Origin of the sequence: Burkholderia sp. Ac-20344, from assembly GCF_017104975.1 — a bacterium.
In the GTDB taxonomy this organism is placed as follows: Bacteria; Pseudomonadota; Gammaproteobacteria; order Burkholderiales; family Burkholderiaceae; genus Burkholderia.
The window spans coordinates 15,295-32,867 of record NZ_JAAGPP010000108.1 but is presented as its reverse complement, the minus strand read 5'-3'; the positions used below and the strand labels follow the sequence as shown (position 1 = coordinate 32,867).

Annotated in this window: 18 protein-coding genes, 4 tRNA genes and 1 pseudogene; 15 read left to right on the top strand and 8 right to left on the bottom strand. The window is 65.4% G+C overall.

Features of this window, described 5'->3' with window-relative positions:
* Nucleotides 1-91 precede the first annotated feature (91 nt).
* Complete coding sequence (locus tag G3N64_RS27830) at nucleotides 92-481, bottom strand: DUF2946 domain-containing protein (protein ID WP_205786820.1); 390 nt, start codon at nucleotides 479-481, stop codon at nucleotides 92-94.
* Between the two features lie 198 nt (nucleotides 482-679).
* Here G3N64_RS27830 and G3N64_RS27825 point away from each other — a divergent pair, with 198 nt between their 5' ends.
* Together G3N64_RS27825 and G3N64_RS27820 are read left to right on the top strand one after the other, a co-directional pair.
* On the top strand, nucleotides 680-826 hold the full coding sequence (locus tag G3N64_RS27825) for a hypothetical protein (RefSeq protein ID WP_006756195.1): 147 nt from the start codon (nucleotides 680-682) through the stop codon (nucleotides 824-826).
* 223 nt (nucleotides 827-1,049) lie between these two features.
* Nucleotides 1,050-1,640: pseudogene (locus tag G3N64_RS27820) on the top strand (chorismate mutase); the annotation flags it as partial.
* A gap of 36 nt (nucleotides 1,641-1,676) precedes the next feature.
* Here G3N64_RS27820 and G3N64_RS27815 read toward each other — a convergent pair.
* Together G3N64_RS27815 and G3N64_RS27810 are read right to left on the bottom strand one after the other, a co-directional pair.
* Nucleotides 1,677-2,816 carry an exonuclease domain-containing protein gene (locus G3N64_RS27815; protein ID WP_205786818.1) on the bottom strand — a complete coding sequence of 380 codons (1,140 nt, stop codon included), beginning with the start codon at nucleotides 2,814-2,816 and terminating at the stop codon, nucleotides 1,677-1,679.
* Nucleotides 2,817-2,957: 141 nt separating this feature from the next.
* On the bottom strand, nucleotides 2,958-3,161 hold the full coding sequence (locus tag G3N64_RS27810; RefSeq protein WP_006476615.1) for a cold-shock protein: 204 nt from the start codon (nucleotides 3,159-3,161) through the stop codon (nucleotides 2,958-2,960).
* Nucleotides 3,162-3,554: 393 nt separating this feature from the next.
* On the opposite strand from G3N64_RS27810, the gene G3N64_RS27805 reads away from it, so the two are divergent.
* Both G3N64_RS27805 and G3N64_RS27800 read left to right on the top strand, forming a co-directional pair.
* Nucleotides 3,555-3,827: a hypothetical protein gene (locus G3N64_RS27805; RefSeq protein ID WP_205786816.1), complete on the top strand. Its 273-nt coding sequence runs from the start codon at nucleotides 3,555-3,557 to the stop codon at nucleotides 3,825-3,827.
* Nucleotides 3,828-4,327: 500 nt separating this feature from the next.
* Complete coding sequence (locus tag G3N64_RS27800) at nucleotides 4,328-5,473, top strand: porin (protein WP_205786814.1); 1,146 nt, start codon at nucleotides 4,328-4,330, stop codon at nucleotides 5,471-5,473.
* 83 nt (nucleotides 5,474-5,556) lie between these two features.
* Here G3N64_RS27800 and greB read toward each other — a convergent pair whose 3' ends face one another.
* Nucleotides 5,557-6,120 carry a transcription elongation factor GreB gene (greB, locus tag G3N64_RS27795; protein ID WP_205786812.1) on the bottom strand — a complete coding sequence of 188 codons (564 nt, stop codon included), beginning with the start codon at nucleotides 6,118-6,120 and terminating at the stop codon, nucleotides 5,557-5,559.
* A 129-nt stretch (nucleotides 6,121-6,249) separates the two neighbouring features.
* On the opposite strand from greB, the gene G3N64_RS27790 reads away from it, so the two are divergent.
* The 3 genes from G3N64_RS27790 (at nucleotide 6,250) to G3N64_RS27780 (ending at nucleotide 6,607) form a co-directional block, all read left to right on the top strand.
* Nucleotides 6,250-6,326, top strand: a tRNA-Arg gene (locus G3N64_RS27790).
* A 67-nt stretch (nucleotides 6,327-6,393) separates the two neighbouring features.
* A tRNA-Arg gene (locus G3N64_RS27785) sits at nucleotides 6,394-6,470 on the top strand.
* Between the two features lie 60 nt (nucleotides 6,471-6,530).
* A tRNA-Arg gene (locus G3N64_RS27780) sits at nucleotides 6,531-6,607 on the top strand.
* Between the two features lie 191 nt (nucleotides 6,608-6,798).
* Here G3N64_RS27780 and G3N64_RS27775 read toward each other — a convergent pair.
* From G3N64_RS27775 to G3N64_RS27760, 4 genes are all read right to left on the bottom strand, one after another.
* A complete protein-coding gene (locus tag G3N64_RS27775; protein ID WP_205786810.1) occupies nucleotides 6,799-9,165 on the bottom strand; it encodes a bifunctional (p)ppGpp synthetase/guanosine-3',5'-bis(diphosphate) 3'-pyrophosphohydrolase in 2,367 nt (788 codons plus the stop codon).
* A gap of 63 nt (nucleotides 9,166-9,228) precedes the next feature.
* Complete coding sequence (gene rpoZ, locus G3N64_RS27770; protein WP_006025620.1) at nucleotides 9,229-9,432, bottom strand: DNA-directed RNA polymerase subunit omega; 204 nt, start codon at nucleotides 9,430-9,432, stop codon at nucleotides 9,229-9,231.
* Nucleotides 9,433-9,490: 58 nt separating this feature from the next.
* The gene (gmk, locus tag G3N64_RS27765) at nucleotides 9,491-10,174 is read right to left on the bottom strand and encodes a guanylate kinase (protein ID WP_205786808.1); all 684 of its coding nucleotides are present in this window, start codon (nucleotides 10,172-10,174) and stop codon (nucleotides 9,491-9,493) included.
* Between the two features lie 69 nt (nucleotides 10,175-10,243).
* Entirely contained in the window at nucleotides 10,244-11,167 is a 924-nt protein-coding gene (locus G3N64_RS27760) for a YicC/YloC family endoribonuclease (protein WP_205786806.1), read from the bottom strand.
* 173 nt (nucleotides 11,168-11,340) lie between these two features.
* Between G3N64_RS27760 and rph the strand changes: the two genes are divergently transcribed.
* The 8 genes from rph (at nucleotide 11,341) to G3N64_RS27720 (ending at nucleotide 17,558) form a co-directional block, all read left to right on the top strand.
* Nucleotides 11,341-12,072 (top strand): ribonuclease PH, encoded by a 732-nt coding sequence (gene rph / locus G3N64_RS27755; RefSeq protein WP_205786804.1) that lies wholly within the window; start codon nucleotides 11,341-11,343, stop codon nucleotides 12,070-12,072.
* 1 nt (nucleotide 12,073) lies between these two features.
* Complete coding sequence (gene rdgB, locus G3N64_RS27750; protein WP_205786802.1) at nucleotides 12,074-12,700, top strand: RdgB/HAM1 family non-canonical purine NTP pyrophosphatase; 627 nt, start codon at nucleotides 12,074-12,076, stop codon at nucleotides 12,698-12,700.
* A gap of 34 nt (nucleotides 12,701-12,734) precedes the next feature.
* Nucleotides 12,735-13,949, top strand: coding sequence for a radical SAM family heme chaperone HemW (hemW, locus tag G3N64_RS27745; RefSeq protein WP_205786800.1), 1,215 nt, complete (start codon nucleotides 12,735-12,737; stop codon nucleotides 13,947-13,949).
* A 44-nt stretch (nucleotides 13,950-13,993) separates the two neighbouring features.
* Nucleotides 13,994-14,081: transfer RNA gene (locus G3N64_RS27740), tRNA-Ser, on the top strand.
* 142 nt (nucleotides 14,082-14,223) lie between these two features.
* Nucleotides 14,224-14,616 (top strand): hypothetical protein, encoded by a 393-nt coding sequence (locus G3N64_RS27735; RefSeq protein WP_205786798.1) that lies wholly within the window; start codon nucleotides 14,224-14,226, stop codon nucleotides 14,614-14,616.
* 235 nt (nucleotides 14,617-14,851) lie between these two features.
* Nucleotides 14,852-15,145, top strand: a complete 294-nt coding sequence (locus G3N64_RS27730) for a hypothetical protein (protein ID WP_205786795.1) — start codon at nucleotides 14,852-14,854, stop codon at nucleotides 15,143-15,145.
* A gap of 334 nt (nucleotides 15,146-15,479) precedes the next feature.
* On the top strand, nucleotides 15,480-15,971 hold the full coding sequence (locus G3N64_RS27725; RefSeq protein ID WP_205786793.1) for an energy transducer TonB: 492 nt from the start codon (nucleotides 15,480-15,482) through the stop codon (nucleotides 15,969-15,971).
* A 276-nt stretch (nucleotides 15,972-16,247) separates the two neighbouring features.
* Entirely contained in the window at nucleotides 16,248-17,558 is a 1,311-nt protein-coding gene (locus G3N64_RS27720) for an MFS transporter (RefSeq protein WP_205786791.1), read from the top strand.
* The last annotated feature ends 15 nt before the right edge of the window (nucleotides 17,559-17,573 follow it).

The window sequence follows — 17,573 nt, the reverse complement described above, 5'->3', positions numbered from 1 at the left end:
CGGACGCGAGCGCGCGCCGCGCACGGACGGCGCGGCACGCGGCCCGGCCACGGGCGGCACGCACGCCACCGGGGCGCGCGGACGACATCAATCAGATCGGAGCGTTTTCAGGCGGGGCGCGAGGCTGCGCGAGACGGATGCCCTTGCGGGGACAATCGGGAATGACGGGAGCGGCCGCACGATAGGCGAACGTCCGCACGAAGCCCGGCAGCGCGGGCAGGCTCGTGCCGAGCGCGACGTTCGACGCGAACCCGGGGCAGTACACGCAGTGCGGCACGCCGGCATGGTCGAACGACGACGTATCGTGATCGCCGTCCGGCTGCGCGAGCACGACCTGGCGGGCGCCCGCTGCACTGCACAACTCGAGCGTGAGCGCGCCGGAGCCGCTCGATGCGAGACGCGCATAGCCGATGACGGGCGACAGTACATTCAGTACCAGCGCCAGCCATACGAGGCCGATCCATCGCGTCGTTCGTCTCATCGCGGTCCAGGAAAAAGTGCGCGCAAGTATAGCAAGCGGCCCGATTGTTGCCGATTCCGCACGATGCAATAGTCGGCATCGCAGCGCGCGTCAGAGCGCATGTGCCGTTAATACAACAGAGACAAAATCTAACGATTCGCCACTGGCATAAATCCGAGCACGAGGTTGATAATTATCGAACCTGCTGGAGAAACGACCATGGACGAAAGACCAACTCGCATGCCACCGCCCGAGCAAGTGATGAGCCCGGATCCGGAACCCGTCGGCGTGGAATTCCTCGCCGAGTTGCCCGACCACGTGCGGGCATTCTTCGACGAGCAGCACAAGCTGTACTCGCCGAAGTGAACACCTGTCCGGTTCTGTAACCGCCACGTGTCGATCATCGCTATCGTGCGGTCCATCACTGCGCATTGCGCGCAATTCGCCTCGCACCCGGGCCGCAACAGCCTGACGGTGCCGGATCAGCTCGCCGGCTGATTCTCCGGTCGCTGCGCTACGCCGCGCGACTGTCTTCGTCTATCCTTCTGGTTTTCCACGTCCGGCCCGCCCGGCTCTCCCGATCGTTCCGATGAAGCAAGCCATTCGTGCCAGCCTCGCTGTCGCCGCGCTCGGCGTCGCCCTCTTTTCGTCCCCGCGCATCGCCCGTGCAGACGGCGACGACACCGCCCTCACCAACATCGTCGCGCTCGCGTCGCAGCGCCTCGCGCTCGCCGAACCGGTCGCCCGATGGAAATGGGCGAATCACAAGGCAATCGAGGACCAGCCGCGCGAAGCGGAGCTGCTCGCATCGGTCGAGAAGCGCGCGGCACAGGCCGGCGTCGATCCCGCGTTCGCGCGGACGTTCTTCGAGGATCAGATCAGCGCGAGCAAGGATGTGCAGAACGCGCTGTTCGCAACCTGGCGCGCGACGCGCCCGCCAGAAGGCACGCCGCCCGATCTCGCGACCAGCACGCGCCCGGCGCTCGACCGGCTGACGCAGAAAATGCTCGCGGGGCTCGCGCAGGTTGCGCCGCTGCGCGATGCACCTGATTGTCAGGCGCGGCTCGCGCGCAGCATCGCGAACTGGAAGACGCTCACGCGCTACGACTCCAAGCAGACGCAGGCCCTCGATACCGCGCTGTCGCACGTCTGCTCGGCCGGCGGCGCAAGCGCGATCGGCCGACGCAGCGGGCGCGGAGCGCGCCGCCGCGCCCGATTAACCCGCTTGCCCCGCGGGCGTGAGCGCGGCGAGCGGAATCAGTTGCAGGCCGCGTGCAAGATGCGTCTGCAGCAGGCGGTGGGTGAAGGGTTCGAACACGCCGTCCGTCCCGTCGGCCGCGAGCCGCGCAGCCGCGTCGAGCGATTCCGCCGCACCGAGATAGCGCCAGCCATCGATCACATGAAACAGGCGGCGCTCGCCGCTCGCCTCGAACGCAACGGCGCCTTCGAACGGCCAGGGCGCATCGCCGGCACGGACTGTGTCGGCCGCGGGGCGCCGGTTGTACGACGGACGCAGCCGGGCAATCCATTGCGCTTCGGCGAGCATCGCCCCCAGCTCGTTGCCGGTCTCGCGCCATTCGACACGCCGCACCTGCTGCGCCAGCCGCATTTCCTTCGACGAGCGACGCTCGCCCGTCAGCAGCGCGCGCAGCCGCTGCCGCACACGCACGCTGCGGCCGACATACAGCGGCGTGTTGTCCTCCCCGAACAGCGCGTACGCACCGCATCCGGCCGGCGCGGTATCGAGCCAGGCTTCGGTCAGGTCGCCGCCCAGACGGAAGTGGCGCGTCGTGCGCGTGATCTGGTCGCGCAACCGCTCGAGCGGCACGATGTCGTGCAACTGGCGCCAGAACTGCCACAGGAGGTCGGCATCCGCCAGCGCCCGGTGTCGCGCAGCCGGTACGAGACCGTGGCGTTCGATCAACGCGTCGAGCCCGTGCCGCGACTCACGCGGGAACAGCGCACGCGACAATCGCACCGTACACAGCACATCGGGATTGAATGCCAAGCCGGCGCGCTCGAATTCGGCCCGCAGGAAGCCGCGGTCGAAGCTCGCGTTGTGCGCAACGAAAAGCTTGCCGTCGAGCCGCTCGAACAACGCCGGGGCCAGCGACGCAAATGCCGGCGCGTCGCGCACCATCTCGTCCGAGATGCCCGTCAGTTGCTGGATGAACGGCGGAATCGACTGGCCCGGGTTGACGAGCGTCGTCCACGTCGACACACCGAGCGGGCCGATTTCGACCACGCCGATTTCGGTGATGCGGTGCTCGGCGGGCGAGCCGCCGGTGGTTTCAAGGTCGACGAAAACGAGCGGCTGTTCGCTGGCGGGATCGGACGGACGAGGGGAATCGGACATGAAAAGACGGGGAAACGATGCTTCCGTGAGTATGCACCGGCATCCGGGTTCGCGGCCAGCCCGAACCGGAATGTTCCGTCCCCGGAAAACAAAAAGCCCCCGCAATGCGGGGGCCGGACGTGATCGGCAATGCGTGGCGCGTCAGACCGCCTGGATATTCGCTGCCTGCTTGCCTTTCGGCCCGACTTTCACGTCGAACGAAACACGCTGGTTTTCCTTCAGCGTCTTGAAGCCGTCCATCCGGATTTCGGAAAAGTGCGCAAACAAATCTTCACCGCCATTGTCCGACGTAATAAAGCCAAAACCTTTAGCATCGTTAAACCATTTCACGATACCGGTATCCATGTCTTCGTTCCCCACTCGTTTAGATCAAAAAAGCTATTTTTATAGCCGTTTCCCGAAATCCCGAAACATTGCGCCAGCACCCGCACCAGCACGCCGCCCGAGGACGGAGTGCTGACTTTATAAATTGGACAATCCGGGTGCGTCAAGGAAATTTTTCACGATCGCTTTATCAAAAAATCGTTAATGCCATTGGAATCGGTACACCATCGCCTTTGATTAATTGATTCACGTCAAAAACCTGTCAACATTACCGGGATCAGAGTGTCGATAATCTCGACCATGAAATTCCTACCGGGGACAAATCAGCTCGGTAAAATCCTCGGGTTTTTTCCGGGTTGCGGAAATGCGGGGACGTTGCGATGCTCACTCAACGCCGGAAGGAAGGAGAAGGTCATGTGGCTGGACGGAATCAAGCGCTTCGCGAGCCGGCTCGGACGCGTACGCCGCAAGTCCCGCGCCCTGGCCGAGTCCGCGCGCGAAGCGCCGTGCGACACCGAATTCGATACGACCTGGCACGGCGATCACTGGCAGAACCTGCTTGCATCGCCTCTCGATGCCCGTCACTACGTGATGGAAGACTGGACATACACGCCGCCGCCCACCGAAGACAAGGAGGCCGCGCCTGCGGCCAAGCGCCAGCGCAGGCGGCGCTCGCAAGCGCAGTAGCACGCGGAGCGGCGGGGCAAAAAAAAGCGCGACTGGGAAGTCGCGCCGACAAAGGTTTGGAGATCTTTTCCGTCAACGAAAAAGTCTGCTTCGGAAAGCAGAGATCGCAGTATAGCGACATAACAACCTTTCATTATCCATGCTCCACACAAACCTCTATTGCCGATGTGTCAATAATCGCGCTATGAGGGCCCCCGCCTGCTGCTGATTGCCTGTCGCGATCGCGCAACGCCCGTTACGGAATCCTGATCTCCATTTTCCTTCGCTGCATTGCCGCAAACCCTTGATGGACAATCGTTTGCGCCACCTCGAGGATCTTTGCGCATTCCAAAACACATTATTGCTTAAAGCGTAAGCCTCCCCCGCTCCGCGTACTTCGTACACTGCAGTTGGCTCTTGGATAAGCGCACCGCCGCTCTGCCGAACCGACCACAGCGTCAAGCAAAACAGGCCAGTCTGCAGCAGGCTCGATCGACATCATCGTGTTTGGAGACAGATCCATGAAAAGAACCCTGATCGTCACCGCGTTGTCGGGTGTATTCGTTTCGGCAGCCCATGCCCAAAGCAGCGTGACGCTATACGGCCTGATCGACGCAGGCATCACCTACACGAACAATCAGCACGGCCATAGCGCCTGGCAGGAAACGAGCGGTTCGGTCAACGGCAGCCGCTGGGGCTTGCGCGGCACCGAAGATCTCGGCGGCGGCCTGAAAGCGATCTTCACGCTGGAAAATGGTTTCGGCATCAATAACGGCGCGCTGAAGCAGAACGGCCGCGAATTCGGCCGGCAAGCGTTTGTCGGCCTCGCACACGGCAGCTACGGTTCGCTGACGCTGGGCCGGCAGTACGACAGCGTCGTCGACTATCTCGGGCCGCTGTCGCTGACCGGTACCCAGTACGGCGGCACACAGTTCGCCCACCCGTTCGACAACGACAACCTGAACAACTCGTTCCGGATCAACAACTCGGTCAAGTACCAGAGCGCGAACTACGGCGGCCTCAAGTTCGGTGCGTTGTACGGGTTCTCGAACTCGACGGCTTTCGCGAACAACCGCGCCTACAGCGGCGGCGTGTCGTACAGCTACCTGGGCTTCAATTTCGCCGCGGCCTACTTGCAGCTGAACAGCGACGTGAACGCGCTCGCGCAGGCCGCGTCCGATCCGGGTGCGGTGACCGGCGACTGGACCTTCGCGTCGCGCGTGCAGCGCACCTGGGGTGCCGGCCTGAACTACGGGTTCGGCCCGGCCACGGTCGGTTTCGTGTTCACGCAGACGCGCCTGACCGACATCCGTGCGATCAGCGCGGGGCAGTCCGGCGTGTCCGGCGGCATCACGGGCCTCGGCGGAACCGCGCGCTTCAGCAACTACGAGCTCAACGGCCGCTACGCGCTGACGCCGGCGCTGTCGCTCGCCGGCTCCTACACGTACACGCAGGGCCGCCTCGCCGGCGACAAGCCGACCTGGCACCAGTTCAACCTGCAAGCCGACTATGCGCTGTCGAAGCGCACCGACGTCTACCTGCAGGGCGAGTTCCAGAAGGTCAACAACGACGGCCTCGATCTCGGCGCCAACATCAACGGGCTGGGCGCCGCGTCATCGACCAACAAGCAGATCGCGGTCACGGCCGGCATGCGCCATCGCTTCTGAGCGACCGGCACATCCGCGCCACGCAGGATGACGAAGCGCCCCATCGGGGCGCTTTTTCTTTGCCGGGCTGCGCCGAGCGTCGCTCAGGCGTTGCCGGGCGCCGGGTAACGGACGTCGAGTACGTCGATCGGTTGCGGGCCGGCCGGCGTCATCAGCATCACCGTATCGCCGATCTTCGCCTTGATCAGCGCACGCGCGACCGGCGAAATCCAGCTGACGCAGCCGTGATCGAGGTCGACCTCGTCGATCCCGACGATCGTGATCGTGTGATCATCGCCGTCCGGTGTCTCGTAATCGACCGTTGCGCCGAAAAAGACCTGGTCGACATTCTCCTGCCGGCTCGCATCGACGACTTCGGCCAGATCGAGCCGCTTTGTCAGGAAGCGGATGCGGCGATCGATCTCGCGAAGCCGCCGCTTGCCGTAGATGTAGTCGCCGTTCTCCGACCGGTCACCGTTCGACGCGGCCCAGGACACGAGCCGCACGACCTCGGGACGCTCGACGTCGATCAGGTTCAGCAGTTCGTCCCGCAGCCGCTTGTGGCCGGCCGGCGTGATGTAGTTCTTCGCACCCGCCGGGATCGCGGGCTGGGCCTGGTCGAGATCGTCGTCGTCGCCGTCCGACTCTTTGACAAACGCCTTGTTCATGATGCGGATTCAACATGGATGACTGATGCTCCAAGGGTACACGAAGGGCGCCCCGGCAAGGCCATGCCGAACAATTCGCGAATAAGGCTTCCCTTTTTATACAACCCTGCTATAATTTCGCTTCTGCGTGCGGCTGTAGCTCAGTTGGATAGAGTACTTGGCTACGAACCAAGGGGTCGTGGGTTCGAATCCTGCCAGCCGCGCCACTTTTTTCGAGGGCCTTCTGAACCGAAGGCCCTTTCAGTTCGAAGCAGTAGAAGTTTTGTTTTGCGTGCGGCTGTAGCTCAGTTGGATAGAGTACTTGGCTACGAACCAAGGGGTCGTGGGTTCGAATCCTGCCAGCCGCGCCACTTTTTTGGGGGCCTTCCCATCGCAGAAGGTTCCGACAGTCAAGCAGTACCGTTTTGCGTGCGGCTGTAGCTCAGTTGGATAGAGTACTTGGCTACGAACCAAGGGGTCGTGGGTTCGAATCCTGCCAGCCGCGCCACCTTAAAAGGGCTTTCCTCCGGGAAGGCCCTTTTTCTTTTCTGGCTCCCCCTCCCTCGCTCACGGCACTACCCGGTTGCGCAGCGCTCCTTTCCGGAACAACGCAAGCCACGCCGCAACGCTCCCCCCTTCAAGCAGCACAAATGAAAACGGCGGCCATTGGCCGCCGTCGATCGATCGCCCAGGCAAGCGTCAATAATCCTGCCGCTCGCGCTCGATACGCATGCCGCCGTCGTGGCGCGCATGCGCGCCGTCGTCGGTCGAACGCTCGCGCATGATCCGCATCACATCCGGATTGGTTCGCACGCGCCGCATCACGTTCGCGAGATGCACGCGGTCGCTGACCTGGATCACGAAACGCAGCACCGTCGATTCGTGTGTCAGATCCTCGTCCATCGCGATATGCACGATGTTCGCGTCGGCCGACGTGATGTCCGCTGCCACGCGCGCGAAGATGCCCTTCGTGTTCTTCACGAGCGCCTTCACCGCGACATCGAACAGGCGGCCCGGCTGCGGCGCCCATTCGACGTCGATCCAGCGGCCCGGATCGCGACGATGAATACGCTGCGCCACGCGGCAATCGGTCGTATGAATCGCCATCCCGAGGCCGATGCCGATGTAGCCCATGATCGCGTCGCCCGGAATCGGCCGGCAGCACGCGGACAACTGCACGGACATCCCTTCGGTGCCGGTAATCACGACCGGCGGCGCATGGTGCGCGGGATGCCGCTCGGACTTCGGCAGATCGTCGTCCGCATCGCGGCCGCTCATCAGCACCTCGATGCGCTTGGCCATCACCGCGGCCACACGACGGCCGAGGCCGATGTCCGCGAAGATTTCCTGACGGCTCTTGTTGCCCGTCCACTGCACGAGCTTCTCCCACACTTCCGGCTCGACTTCGGCCAGCGCGAGACCATAGCCCTTCAGGCTCTGGTCGACGAGCCGCTCGCCGAGCTGCACCGATTCGTTCAGGCGCATCGTCTTCAGGTAGTGACGGATCGCCGAGCGCGCCTTGCCGGTGCGCACGAAGCCGAGCCATGCGGGGTTCGGCTTCGAATACGGCGCGGTGATCACCTCGACGATGTCGCCGCTCTTCAGCTCGGTGCGCAGCGGCAGCAGCTCGTTGTTGATCTTCACGGCCACGCACTGGTTGCCGAGATCGCTGTGGATCGAATACGCGAAATCGAGTGCCGTCGCGCCGCGCGGCAGCGCCATGATCTTCGACTTCGGCGTGAACACGTAGACCGCGTCGGGGAACAGGTCGATCTTCACGTGTTCGAGGAATTCGCTCGAATCGCCGGCTTCGCTCTGGATGTCGAGCAACGACTTCAGCCACTGGTGCGCGCGCTTCTGCACATCGCTGAGATCCGCGCTGCCGTTCTTGTACAGCCAGTGCGCGGCGACCCCCGCTTCGGCGATCTCGTGCATCTTGCGCGTGCGCACCTGGAACTCGATCGGCGCGCCGAACGGGCCGACGAGCGTCGTGTGCAGCGACTGATAGCCGTTGATCTTCGGGATCGCGATGTAGTCCTTGAACTTGCCGGGCACGGGCTTGTACAGCGCATGCAATGCGCCGATGCACGTGTAGCAGTCGAGCGGGCTGTCGACGACGACGCGAAAACCGTACACGTCGAGCACCTGCGAGAACGACAGCTGCTTGTCGCGCATCTTGCGGTACACGCTGTAGATCGTCTTTTCGCGGCCGGTGATCTCGGCGTCGATCTTCGCATCGGCCATCGCGCGCTGCGCGGCCTCGAGAATCTTGCTGATCACTTCGCGGCGGTTGCCGCGCGCGGCCTTCACGGCCTTCTCGAGCGTCGCGTAGCGATGCGGGTTGAAGTTCGCGAAGCTCATGTCCTGCAGCTCGCGATACGTGTTGTTCAACCCGAGGCGGTGCGCGATCGGCGCGTAGATGTCGAGCGTTTCCCGCGCGACGCGGCGGCGCTTTTCCATCGGCACCGCGCCGAGCGTGCGCATGTTGTGCAGGCGGTCGGCGAGCTTGACGAGAATGACGCGCACGTCGCGTGCCATCGCGAGCAGCATCTTGCGGAAGTTTTCCGCCTGCGCTTCCTCGCGGCTGCGGAACTCCATCTTGTCGAGCTTCGACAGGCCGTCGACCAGTTCGGCGACCTTCGGGCCGAACCGTTCGGCCAGCTCGCTCTTGGTCACGCCCTGGTCTTCCATCACGTCGTGCAGGAGCGCTGCCATGACGGCCTGCGCGTCGAGCTTCCAGCCAGCGCAGATTTCCGCGACGGCGACAGGATGGGTGATGTAGGGTTCGCCGCTCTGGCGGTATTGACCGAGGTGGGCTTCGTCGCTGAAGTGGAACGCCGCCTTGACCTCTTTGATTTCTTCCGGAGGGAGATACTCGGCAAGCGCGGCCGTCAGTTTCGCGATCGAAACGACGCCGTGCTTGCGAGGCTGCTCCGGTGTGGCGGTCGGCCCGAACAGATGCCGGAAGGACTGTTCGAGGACCGCGTCGATGTACTGGCGCGCAGGCGACTGGGCCGTGGCTTCGGTGGTCGAATCCGCGGAGGCGGACGATGGGGTGGTGCTCATATTCGCCTCCAGGTCGAGTCGTTGCGCGCGTGGATTACATGGCTGGAACGGGCCGGATGCGCGTTACACCGGCACCTTCTTCAGCATCTCGACGCCGACCTGGCCGGCAGCGATTTCGCGCAGCGCGACGACGGTCGGCTTGTCGCGGCTTTCGATCTTCGGCGTATGGCCTTGCGCGAGCTGCCGCGCGCGATAGGTGGCGGCGAGCGCCAGTTCGAAGCGGTTCGGGATTTGCTTCAGGCAGTCTTCGACGGTAATGCGAGCCATGTTGGTAATTCCTTCTGAATATAGTCCTTATTCTACCTTATGTCCCTCGTCCCCCGCGTCATTCCGCGTGGGGCAGATGGATGCCGAGCTCGATGAACAGCTCCGTGTGTCGCGCGTACTGCGAAGCAAAGCGCAGGCGCGTGGCCGCGACGATGCATTCGAGCTCCGCGAGCGCACGCTCGAAGTTCTCGTTGATCACCACGTATTCCGCTTCCGACGCGTGCGCGATCTCGCTGCCGGCAGCAAGCAGGCGCCGCGTGATCACGTTCGGCTCGTCCTGGCCGCGCTTCTTCAGGCGCTCCTCGAGCGCGTCGAGCGACGGCGGCAGGATGAAGATGCCGACCGCGTTGCGGAACTGCTTCTTCACCTGCAGCGCGCCCTGCCAGTCGATCTCGAGCAGCACGTCGTGGCCGTTCTTCATCTGCTCTTCGATCCAGACGCGCGACGTGCCGTAGTAGTTGCCGTGCACTTCCGCGCTCTCGAGGAATTCGTGCGCCGTGTGACGCGTGCGGAAATCCTCGACCGTCGTGAAGTGATAGTGCCGGCCGTCCTGTTCGCCCGGACGCGGCTTGCGCGTCGTGTACGAGATCGACAGGCAGATGTCGTGGTCCTTCGACAGCAGCGCATTCACGAGCGTCGACTTGCCGGCACCCGACGGCGCGACGACCATGAACAGGTTGCCGGGATAGACGCCGCCGTGCAGCGAATGCGACGCGTGGGCGTCGCGATGAGATTCGGTCATGTCAGCCTCCGCAGGGCCGGCACTTCGATGGAAGCGCTTGCGGGAGACGGGGGGGTTGTTTCATCTCTTTTACTCCAGGTTTTGCACTTGCTCGCGCATCTGCTCGATCAACAGCTTGAGCGCCATCGACGCGTCGGCGAGTTCCTTCGCCGCCGCCTTCGAGCCGAGCGTGTTCGCTTCGCGATTCAGTTCCTGCATCATGAAGTCGAGACGCTTGCCGACGCGGCCGCCCTTCTCGATCACATGGCGCGTTTCGTTCAGGTGCGCGGTGAGCCGCGACAGCTCTTCCGCGATGTCGATCCGGATCCCGTACATCGTCACTTCCTGGCGAATGCGCTCCGCGGCTTCCTCGCGCGTGACGATCGGCGCGCTGCCTTCGGGCGCCGCGATGCCGAGCGCTTCCTGCAGCCGCTCGACGATCTTCTGCTGATGCTTCGCGATCAGCTCCGGCACGAGCGGCGTGATGCGCGCGACGATCGCTTCCATCTCGGCGACGTTCGACAGCAGCATCGTCGCCAGCTGCGCGCCTTCGCGCGAACGCACGACGACGAGCTCGCCGATCGCTTCCTTGCCGCACGCGAGCACCGCGTCGCGGATCGCATCCGCCGACACGCCGCTCTCGGCGATCACGCCGGGCCAGCGCAGGATCTCGCCCGCACGCAGGCGGCCGACGCCCGGGAACGTGTCGAGCACCGAGCGCTCGAGCTCGGCGAGCTGGCCGAGCGCCGACTGGTTCAGCGCGCCCGCGCCGATGCTCTGCTCGCCGCGCTGCAGGTTGATGCGGATGTCGACCTTGCCGCGCGACAGCTTGTTCATGAGCATTTCGCGCAGCGCGGGTTCGCACGCGCGCACGTCGTCCGGCATCCGGAAATTCAGGTCGAGGAAGCGCGAATTCACGGTGCGCAGTTCGACCGACACGCTGGTGCCGCCGTTGCCGGTGGCCGTCGCGAGTTCGCGCGTCGCGCTCGCGTAGCCCGTCATGCTGTAGATCATGGTTCGTCTCGCCGTCTGGGTGCCCTCGCGGGCGGGGATATGTCGAGGCGCCCGGCGCATCGGAAAGCGCGGGGCGGGAAGCGCGCATTATCCCATTTTTGCGGACCACCCCGCCGGGCAAGCCCGCCGTTCGGCGCTAAAATCGGGGTTTCCTCTCGTTCCGCGATTCCCACATGACGTCCTCCGTTTCCCGCCCGAGCGGCCGCCGCGCCGACGAACTGCGCAAGGTCGCCCTCACGCGCCACTACACGAAACATGCCGAAGGCTCGGTGCTGGTCGAATTCGGCGACACCAAGGTGCTCTGCACCGCGAGCGTCTCCGAACGCGTGCCCGACTTCCTGCGCGACCGCGGGCAAGGCTGGCTGACCGCCGAATACGGGATGCTGCCGCGCGCGACGCACACGCGCAGCGACCGCGAAGCCGCGCGCGGCAAGCAGACCGGCCGCACGCAGGAAATTCAGCGCCTGATCGGCCGCGCGCTGCGCGCGGTGTTCGACCTCGAGGCGCTCGGCCCGCGCACGATCCACATCGACTGCGACGTGATCCAGGCCGACGGCGGCACGCGCACGGCGAGCATCACCGGCGCGTTCGTCGCCGCTCACGACGCCGTGTCGAAGCTGATCGCGGCCGGCAAGCTCACGCGCTCGCCGATCACCGACCACGTCGCCGCGATCTCGGTCGGCGTGTACGAAGGCGCGCCCGTGCTCGACCTCGATTACGCGGAAGATTCGCGCTGCGACACCGACATGAACGTCGTGATGACGGGCGCCGGCGGCTTCGTCGAAGTCCAGGGCACGGCCGAAGGCGTGCCGTTCTCGCGCGCCGAGATGAACGCGCTGCTCGACCTCGCGCAAGGCGGGATCGCCGAGCTCGTGCAGCGCCAGAAAGACGTGCTGGGCGCCTGACATGCCGGACGACCACACCATCGCGCCGCTGTCGCGCATCGTTCTCGCATCGAACAACGCCGGCAAGCTGCGCGAATTCACCGCGCTGTTCTCGACGGTCGGCATCGAGATCGTCCCGCAGGGCGACCTCGCGGTGCCCGAGGCGGAAGAGCCGTTCGGCACCTTCATCGAGAACGCGCTGACGAAGGCACGCCACGCGTCGCGGCTCACCGGGCTGCCGGCGATCGCCGACGATTCGGGCCTGTGCGTGCGCGTGCTGCGCGGCGCGCCGGGCGTCTATTCGGCGCGCTACGCGCAGCGCGCGGGCCGCGACAAGGGCGACGCGGCGAACAACGCGTATCTCGTCGAGCAATTGCGCGGCATCGACGACCGGCGCGCATACTACTGCTGCGTGCTCGCGCTCGTACGCCATGCGGACGACCCCGAGCCGCTGTTCGCCGAAGGGCGCTGGGCGGGCGAGATCGTCGATACGCCGCGCGGCGAGCACGGTTTCGGCTATGACCCGTATTTCTACCTGCCGTCGCTCGGCGCAACGGCCGCCGAGCTCGAGCCGGCCGTGAAAAACACGCACAGCCATCGCGCGCTGGCGCTGAAGGCGCTGCTGGCGCGGCTTGCGGAGGAAGCATGAGCGTGCCCGATACCCGTTCGCCAACGGAGGTTGCATGAGCCAAGCCGCGGAAACCGGCGCACGCGTCGTCGCGACCTTCACATCGCCCGGCCAGGTTCGGCTCACGTCGCTGCCGCCGCTCGCGCTGTACGTGCATTTCCCGTGGTGTGTGCGCAAGTGCCCATACTGCGATTTCAATTCGCACGAGTGGAAAGGCGAACGGTTTCCGGAAACCGAGTATCTCGACGCGCTGCGCGCCGATCTCGAGCAGGCGCTGCCGCTCGTGTGGGGCCGGCAGGTGCATACGGTATTCATCGGCGGCGGCACGCCGAGCCTGCTGTCGGCAGCCGGTCTCGACCGGATGCTGTCCGACGTGCGCGCGCTGCTGCCGCTCGACGCCGATGCCGAGATCACGCTCGAGGCGAATCCGGGTACGTTCGAGGCCGCGAAGTTCGCGCAGTTCCGCGCGAGCGGCGTGAATCGCCTGTCGGTCGGCATCCAGAGCTTCAACGAAACGCACCTGAAGGCGCTCGGCCGGATTCACGACACCGCGCAGGCGCGCGCAGCCGTCGAGATCGCCGCGAAGAACTTCGACAACTTCAACCTCGACCTGATGTTCGCGCTGCCGAACCAGACGCTCGACGAATGCCGTACCGACATCGAGACCGCGCTGTCGTACGCGCCGCCGCATCTGTCGCTGTATCACCTGACGCTCGAGCCGAATACGCTGTTCGCGAAGTTCCCGCCGGTGGTCCCCGACGACGACGCGTCGGCCGACATGCAGGAGTGGATCCACGCGCGCACGGCCGAAGCCGGTTACGGGCGCTACGAAGTTTCCGCGTATGCCAGGCCGAATCACCAGTGCAAGCACAACCTGAACTACTGGCGCTTCGGCGACTATCTCGGGATCGGCGCGGGCGCGCACACGAAGCTGTCGTTCCCGAACCGGATCCTGCGGCAGGCACGCTACAAGCATCCGGCCACTTTCATCGAGCAGGCGATGGCCGGCACGGCCGTGCAGGAAGAGCGTGAAGTCGGCGCGCGCGACCTGCCGTTCGAGTTCATGCTGAACACGCTGCGGCTCGTCGAGGGCTTCCCCGTGCACAGCTTCGCCGAACGCACCGGCCTGCCGATGAGCACGATCGAGCCGGCGCTGCAGGAAGCGGAACGGCGCGGGCTGATCGCGCGCGATTTCGCGCAGATCGCGCCGACGCCGCTCGGCCAGCGTTTCCTCAACGACCTGCAGGAATTGTTCCTGCGCGACGATTGAAGGAATGAACGTCGCGGCATTTCGGTTACAATGCCGCCTCGTGTGGAAGCGTGGCCGAGCGGTTTAAGGCACCGGTCTTGAAAACCGGCGACGGGAAACTGTCCGTGAGTTCGAATCTCACCGCTTCCGCCAGGAAGTTCGCCAAACCCCGTCCATTCACCGAATGACGGGGTTTTTTGTTGGTCCGCGCACGCCCGTCCCCCACGTTCCGACGCGTCGCGCCGGATGCCGTTACAATCCGGCGCTCCGATTCGCGAAACGGGAAACCCACGTCATGAAGCCCTTCATCGTCTCGTCGCTTGCCGCGCTGCTGGTTGCCGTCAGCACGCAGGCGACGGCCGACACCGCCTCCGCCAGCGACGCGCCAGCGTCGTGCGCGATCGCCTACGTGTCCGGCGTCGGCGGCTCGCCGCGCGGCCTGAGCGAGTACCTCGCGAGCCCGTCGCCCTACAACTACCTGAAGGACAACGACCTCCAGTGCAAGGTGGGGGACGACGGACGCACGTCGAACTGCACCGGCGTGACCTACCTTCGGAACGAACAGGTCAGCGTGTACGACGATTCCGATCCGGCGACGCTGACCGTCGTGGCACGCGTGGAGCTCGACCACGGCCAGAAATACCCGGTGATCATCGTCGTGCAGCGCAAGGACGCGCGCTGCAAATAATGATGCGGCGCCGCACGCGAACCCGTCCGTCGAAACGGCACGTGCGTTCGCGCCCGGCCTCGCGCGGCACCTGAGCCGCAGACACGAGCGGCGGCCCGCCGTCGCGTCACACCGTGCCTGAAGCCTCCCGGCCGGTCGCGCGATCACCTAGAATTCGATCAACACGGCGACATGACCGCCGCCGCGTACTCGATGCCGCGCGCGCCACCCCTGCGCGCGGTAAACGGAGATCGCCATGACCGAACTGTCGACACCGACGGAACCCGTCGATTACGAAGGCTTCGAGATCCATGTCGTGCCGGCCACCGTGCCCGGCAGCGACACACGCTACACCTATACCGGCTACGTGTGCCATCCGGGCGCGAATCCTGCGTTACCCGGCCACGCGGTGCCATTCCATGCGGACGGCGAGGAAAGCTTCGCGAGCCTCGACGAAGCCGTCCACGAAGCCGTGCACATCGGCAAGAGCATCATCGACGGCACACACCCCGACCTGTCGATCCTGTCACTCGTCACGCACGGATTCTGAACCGGGCGGCACGCGTCGCTGGCAATTGTGCGGGCGTCGGCAGCGGTGGTGCCCGCGGCAACCGCTACACCCGGACGGACCATCGCCATGCGCGTGTGTGCCACTCGCGTTCCGCGCCTTTCTTTCAACCTTGCAACACGCACGCCGGGATGCATACCTGCGGCAACCGCGCGAGCGTGCCGTCACATGTCACGTCACATCGCGATGCGCGGACGCACGCCTCCTCGTCATCAGCGATTGAATCATCCGGCATCGTCCGTTATGCGTTTCTCCCGATATCGGCTCGTGTCCGTGCGCCTATCATTTTTTTATAGTCACTTCTGGCTAGCCTCCCATGCGCCCCCTTCCCCGTCCGCGCGTCGACCGGCTGCGTGCAGTTGCACTGGCCGTCGTCGCCATGCTCGCAGCGTGCACGATCACGCCGCCTCCGTCGCTGCACTCGGTCCTGACGATTCCGTCGATCACCCGCAGCGGCAACCTCGCCCAGTACCGCGTCGAGGTCGCGCAGCGCGTCGCCGAACGCAATCCATCCGGCATGCTGCACGGCACACCGCAGGCGATGCTCCGTTCGCTCGTCGTCGTAGCCTTCACCGTCGATGGCAGCGGCCGGCTCATCAACGCGTCCGTCTATCGCAGCAACGGCGACCCCGAAGCGGAAGCGCTCGCGCTCGCGTCGCTGCGCCGCTCGGCGCCGCTGCCGGTGCCGCCGTCGAGACTGCTCGACGGCAACGGCCGGCTCGAATTGATGGAAGGCTGGCTCTTCAACGACGACGGCCACTTCCAGTTGCAAAGCACCGCGTCGGCGCAGGCGCAATCGATCGACTGACCGCTCGCCGCGCCGCGATTGCCGGTGCGCGGCGGCGCTGGCTATAATTTTCCGCAATCGCGCGGCCATCACGCCGCGCGCGCGTTCGCACGCCCCACCCGGCATGCGAGCCGACCACGCCGGCACCGGGCGGCGGCGACGTACCCGTCTCCATCGTCGACCGGCGGGTGACGTCCGCGCCGCCACCGCATCATCCGCTCGGCGCCCCCCGGCAGGCATCCTGCCTGCCCGACCGCACGCCCAGCCGCCCGCCCCAACGACAAAACGGAGACATCCATGTCCGCATCCCCCCCGGCCGTTGCACACGCAACCGGTTCGGCCGGCGCCGTCAGCCACCGGCGCATCGTGTTCGCGAGCTTCATCGGCACCGCGATCGAGTTCTACGATTTCTACGTGTACGCAACGGCCGCCGCGCTCGTCATCGGCCCCGTCTTCTTCCCGCACGGCTCCGCGACCGCCCAGGCGCTGTCCGCGTTCGTCACGTTCGGCATCGCGTTCATCGCCCGCCCGATCGGCTCGTTCCTGTTCGGGCACTTCGGCGACCGCATCGGCCGCAAGTCGACGCTCGTCGCGTCGCTGCTCGTGATGGGCGTGTCCACCACCGCGATCGGCTTCGTGCCCGGCTACGACGCGATCGGCACGCTCGCGCCGGTGCTGCTGTGCGTGCTGCGCTTCGGCCAGGGGATCGGCCTCGGCGGCGAATGGGGCGGCGCCGCGCTGCTCGCGACCGAGCACGCGCCGCAGGGCAAGCGCGGCTGGTTCGGGATGTTCCCGCAGCTCGGGCCCTCGGTCGGCTTCCTGATGTCGAACGGCCTGTTCTTCGCGCTCGCGCTGTCGCTGTCGGACGAGCAGTTCCGCAGCTGGGGCTGGCGCATCCCGTTCCTGGTCAGCGCGGTGCTCGTCGCGCTCGGCCTGTACGTGCGGCTCAAGATCACCGAAACGCCCGCGTTCCAGGCTGCGCTTGATCGCAACGAGCGCGTGCGCGTGCCGGTCGCAACACTCGTCACGCAGCACTGGCAGCCGACGCTGCTCGGTGCGCTCGCGATGGTCGTCTGCTACACGCTGTTCTACATCTCGACGGTGTTCTCGCTGTCGTACGGCGTGTCGGCGCTGCATATTCCGCGCCAGAGCTTCCTCGGCCTGCTGTGTTTCGCAGTCGTGTTCATGGGGCTCGCGACGCCGCTGTCCGCTTGGGCATCCGACCGCTTCGGCCGCAAGCCGGTGCTCGTCGTGGGTGCAGTCGCCGCCCTGCTGTCGGGCTTCGCGATGGAGCCGCTGCTCGGCAGCGGCTCGATGCCGCTCGTCGCGCTGTTCCTGACGATCGAGCTGTTCCTGATGGGCGTGACGTTCGCGCCGATGGGCGCGCTGCTGCCGGAACTGTTCCCGACCAACGTCCGCTATACGGGCGCGGGCGTGGCATACAACCTCGGCGGGATTCTCGGCGCGTCGATCGCGCCGTATATCGCGCAATTGCTGGCAGCGCGCGGCGGGCTGTCGTGGGTCGGCGGTTATGTATCGGTTGCGGCGGCAATCAGCCTGATCGGCGTGCTGCTGATGCGCGAAACGCGCGACGCGTCGCTCGTCTGAGACTCCGGGGCGACC

What these genes read in the sequence shown, in the direction of transcription:
- G3N64_RS27830 (WP_205786820.1), bottom strand. Translation starts at nt 481, where the DNA reads ATGAGACGAACGACGCGATGGATCGGCCTCGTATGGCTGGCGCTGGTA.
- G3N64_RS27825 (WP_006756195.1), top strand. Translation starts at nt 680, where the DNA reads ATGGACGAAAGACCAACTCGCATGCCACCGCCCGAGCAAGTGATGAGC.
- G3N64_RS27815 (WP_205786818.1), bottom strand. Translation starts at nt 2,816, where the DNA reads ATGTCCGATTCCCCTCGTCCGTCCGATCCCGCCAGCGAACAGCCGCTC.
- G3N64_RS27810 (WP_006476615.1), bottom strand. Translation starts at nt 3,161, where the DNA reads ATGGATACCGGTATCGTGAAATGGTTTAACGATGCTAAAGGTTTTGGC.
- G3N64_RS27805 (WP_205786816.1), top strand. Translation starts at nt 3,555, where the DNA reads ATGTGGCTGGACGGAATCAAGCGCTTCGCGAGCCGGCTCGGACGCGTA.
- G3N64_RS27800 (WP_205786814.1), top strand. Translation starts at nt 4,328, where the DNA reads ATGAAAAGAACCCTGATCGTCACCGCGTTGTCGGGTGTATTCGTTTCG.
- greB (WP_205786812.1), bottom strand. Translation starts at nt 6,120, where the DNA reads ATGAACAAGGCGTTTGTCAAAGAGTCGGACGGCGACGACGACGATCTC.
- G3N64_RS27775 (WP_205786810.1), bottom strand. Translation starts at nt 9,165, where the DNA reads ATGAGCACCACCCCATCGTCCGCCTCCGCGGATTCGACCACCGAAGCC.
- rpoZ (WP_006025620.1), bottom strand. Translation starts at nt 9,432, where the DNA reads ATGGCTCGCATTACCGTCGAAGACTGCCTGAAGCAAATCCCGAACCGC.
- gmk (WP_205786808.1), bottom strand. Translation starts at nt 10,174, where the DNA reads ATGACCGAATCTCATCGCGACGCCCACGCGTCGCATTCGCTGCACGGC.
- G3N64_RS27760 (WP_205786806.1), bottom strand. Translation starts at nt 11,167, where the DNA reads ATGATCTACAGCATGACGGGCTACGCGAGCGCGACGCGCGAACTCGCG.
- rph (WP_205786804.1), top strand. Translation starts at nt 11,341, where the DNA reads ATGACGTCCTCCGTTTCCCGCCCGAGCGGCCGCCGCGCCGACGAACTG.
- rdgB (WP_205786802.1), top strand. Translation starts at nt 12,074, where the DNA reads ATGCCGGACGACCACACCATCGCGCCGCTGTCGCGCATCGTTCTCGCA.
- hemW (WP_205786800.1), top strand. Translation starts at nt 12,735, where the DNA reads ATGAGCCAAGCCGCGGAAACCGGCGCACGCGTCGTCGCGACCTTCACA.
- G3N64_RS27735 (WP_205786798.1), top strand. Translation starts at nt 14,224, where the DNA reads ATGAAGCCCTTCATCGTCTCGTCGCTTGCCGCGCTGCTGGTTGCCGTC.
- G3N64_RS27730 (WP_205786795.1), top strand. Translation starts at nt 14,852, where the DNA reads ATGACCGAACTGTCGACACCGACGGAACCCGTCGATTACGAAGGCTTC.
- G3N64_RS27725 (WP_205786793.1), top strand. Translation starts at nt 15,480, where the DNA reads ATGCGCCCCCTTCCCCGTCCGCGCGTCGACCGGCTGCGTGCAGTTGCA.
- G3N64_RS27720 (WP_205786791.1), top strand. Translation starts at nt 16,248, where the DNA reads ATGTCCGCATCCCCCCCGGCCGTTGCACACGCAACCGGTTCGGCCGGC.